The sequence below is a fragment of the Frankia sp. CoBUL1 genome (assembly GCF_978021245.1).
Map to the genome: position 1 here is coordinate 2,154 of NZ_CDXDOS010000258.1, position 3,048 is coordinate 5,201.

Consider the following 3,048-nt stretch of genomic DNA (forward strand, 5'->3'; position numbering starts at 1 on the left):
TGCCGGGTCAGTGTCGCGTTCGCCACGAACGGCCTGATCCACTTCTGGGAACAGTCCGCGCCCTGGTACCTCGAATGGCAGGATTTGGCGGCCCGACCCTCGACGCGGTTCTCGGCGCATCACGACGCCCACGAGAGCCCCGAACAGCTCAGCGACGAAGACCGGGCACGGCTCTCCGTGGGCGGAAGTCCCCGCCGGGCGAAGTCAGGGTAAGTTCAGGGGATCAGCATCGCCTTGCGGGCGCGGACGACGGCTTCGTAGCGTGTGCCCGCGTCCAGTTTCCGCATGGCGGATTGCAGGTATGCCTTGACCGTTTCGCGGGAGAGCGAAAGCCGGTTTGCGACCTCGGCATTGGTGCAGCCAAGCGCGACCTGGGCGAGGACATCGGTCTCACGGGTGGACAGGCGTATCTTGGAATTTTTTCCCGGCCCGCTCTCGCCGACGGCGACGAGACGTTGTGCGGCCGCGTAGATCCTGCGCTGGAGCGCCGAATCGGACATGGCTCCCGCGATGGCCCTCAGTTCGGAGTGCACCGAACGAAGTTCCTCAAGCGTGGCGGCGTGCGCGGGCTCGAGCTGTCTGACGGCCGCGAGCGACTCGGCCATCGCCAACCGATGATCGACTTCGTCGCGGATGGTGAGCTCGTGGACGAGCCGCCGGCCCGCGGCAACGATCTCGTCCCGTATCCGGTCGCCCAACGCGGCGGGCTGGCGCACCGCGCCGTAGAGGACGGCACGGCAACGGCCACCAGCGTGAACGGGAACCGCGAGTAACGAGGCGAGACCTTCGCGGAGGACGGGCCGGTCGTAGTCATGCGTGATGCTCCGCGCGCTGGCGTAGTCGGTCACCCCGACCGGGCGGCCCTGCAGGATCACCCGGCCGCCCAGTCCCGTGCCGGGACAGACCTCCAGATTGTGCAGGCCGGTGGTGCGAGTGCCCAGGAACTCCGTCAGGCGCAAGCGGTTGCCACCCACCTCACCGGCGAATGCCACCGGGACTCCGCCCTGCCGGATGATGGTGCGCAGCTCGGCCCGCAAGGCCGCGCGGTCGTCTGGACGAAGTAATCGGGTGTCACTCATCGCGTCCGTCCTCATTGCGCACACCGCTATGTTGTGCACGTCACAGTAACCCGGCCGAGGCAAGCCGTCGACCGGCCATCCCCGTGACCATCACGCGACCATCACGTGGCTACCTCCGCTACCACCCCGTGGCCATCCCCGCCTGCTACCAACTTTCGGGGGTGGCCGGCGGGGGCGGCTCGGCACGACTCTGTGCGGTGTTGGAAGGAGTTTGCCGATGACGTCGACTGCCGCGACCGAGACCTACCGCACTGCCCGCGATCTTCTGATCAACTTGCGCACGGACTACGGCAAGGCGCTGGAGGAGTTCCGCTGGCCACGGTTCGAAGGCCAGTTCAACTGGGCCATCGACTGGTTTGACCCAATCGCCCGGAACAACGACCGGGTGGCGCTGTGGATCGTGGAAGAGGATGGTTCGGAACGTCGGTGCACCTATGACGAGATGGCCCGTCGCTCGGACCGGGTAGCGACCTGGCTTGCCGGGTTAGGCATCGGCAAGGGCGATCCGGTGATCCTCATGCTCGGCAACCAGGTGGAGCTCTGGGAGTCGATGCTGGCGCTCATGAAGCTGGGCGCGGTAATCATACCCACCACTACCGCGATCGGTCCGACGGACCTCGCCGACCGGATCGAACGCGGCGGCGCCACCTGCGTGATCGCCAATGCCGCCGACGCGGTGAAGGTCAAGCTGAAAAACCTGAACGGTGTCATTGTAGGTGGCGAGGCCGCCGGCTGGCGCCCCTACACCGAGGCCGACGGCGTCACCGAGGTGCACCGGTTCGAATCCCGTACCGCCCCCACCGATCCGCTGCTGTTCTACTTCACCTCCGGAACCACCAGCCGGCCCAAACTCGTCGAGCACAGCCAGGTGTCCTATCCGGTCGGGCACCTGTCCACCCTGTACTGGACCGGGGTGCAACCCGGTGACGTGCATCTCAACATCAGTTCCCCTGGCTGGGCAAAGCACGCGTGGAGCTCGTTTTTCGTGCCGTGGATCGCCGAAGCAACGATCTTCGTCTACAACTACGGCACGTTCGACCCCGCCAAGCTGCTGGCGCAGCTCCGCCGGGCTGGCGTAACCACGATGTGCGCGCCGCCGACCGTGTGGCGCATGCTCATCAAGGTCGATCTTTCCGGCGGGCCCGGCGCGCTGCGCGAGGTGCTGTCGGCCGGTGAACCCCTCAATCCGGAGGTCATCGACCAGGTCCGCGCCCACTGGGGCCTGACCCTGCGCGACGGGTTCGGCCAAACCGAGACGACCGCCCAGGTCGGCAACTCACCTGGCGCCGCCGTCAAGCCGGGGTCGATGGGCCGTCCGCTGCCGGGCGTGCCCACGGTCCTGGTCGACCCGGTGAGCGGCCAGCGCTCCAGCACTGAGGGAGAGCTGTGCCTCGATCTGGCCGCGCACCCGCTCGCGCTAATGACCAGTTACCGTGGCGACCCCGAACGCAACGCGGAAGTACTGGCCGGCGGCTACTACCACACCCGTGACGTCGCATCCCTCGACGAGGACGGCTACCTCACCTACATCGGCCGTACCGACGACGTGTTCAAGGCCTCGGACTACAAGGTGTCCCCCTTCGAACTGGAAAGCGTCCTCGTCGAACACCCGGCTGTGCTTGAGGCAGCCGTCGTGCCCGCACCCGACGAGGTACGCCTGGCCGTGCCGAAGGCCTACATCGCACTTGCTCCGGGATGGGAGCCGAACCGCGAGACAGCGGAGGCGATCCTCCGTCACGCCCGCGAAAACCTTGCCCCCTACCTGCGCGTCCGGCGGCTGGAGTTCTACGACCTACCCAAAACGATCTCCGGCAAGATCCGGCGCGTCGAGCTGCGCAGCAGGGAGAGCGAAGCCGCGGGCACCCGCCTCAGCATGGAGTACCGCGACACCGACTTTCCCAGGCTGACCAGCCGTAAGGCCGACTGATCGACCAGACACCGCGGGCCGTGGACGGGGCGCGCTGGAGTC

Annotated in this window: 3 protein-coding genes; 2 read left to right on the top strand and 1 reads right to left on the bottom strand. The window is 67.1% G+C overall.

Annotated features, from left to right (window positions below; all coding sequences use genetic code 11):
- Nucleotides 1–213 (top strand): hypothetical protein (locus AC08OX_RS15110; RefSeq protein WP_476608399.1); only part of this gene is annotated, 213 nt, incomplete at its 5' end.
- Between the two features lie 2 nt (nucleotides 214–215).
- On the opposite strand, the gene AC08OX_RS15115 is transcribed toward AC08OX_RS15110, so the two are convergent.
- Nucleotides 216–1,079, bottom strand: coding sequence for a LuxR C-terminal-related transcriptional regulator (locus tag AC08OX_RS15115; RefSeq protein ID WP_241883183.1), 864 nt, complete (start codon nucleotides 1,077–1,079; stop codon nucleotides 216–218).
- Between the two features lie 217 nt (nucleotides 1,080–1,296).
- On the opposite strand from AC08OX_RS15115, the gene AC08OX_RS15120 reads away from it, so the two are divergent.
- Nucleotides 1,297–3,006, top strand: coding sequence for an AMP-binding protein (locus AC08OX_RS15120; protein WP_476608400.1), 1,710 nt, complete (start codon nucleotides 1,297–1,299; stop codon nucleotides 3,004–3,006).
- The last annotated feature ends 42 nt before the right edge of the window (nucleotides 3,007–3,048 follow it).

What these genes read in the sequence shown, in the direction of transcription:
- AC08OX_RS15120 (WP_476608400.1), top strand. Translation starts at nt 1,297, where the DNA reads ATGACGTCGACTGCCGCGACCGAGACCTACCGCACTGCCCGCGATCTT.
- AC08OX_RS15115 (WP_241883183.1), bottom strand. Translation starts at nt 1,079, where the DNA reads ATGAGTGACACCCGATTACTTCGTCCAGACGACCGCGCGGCCTTGCGG.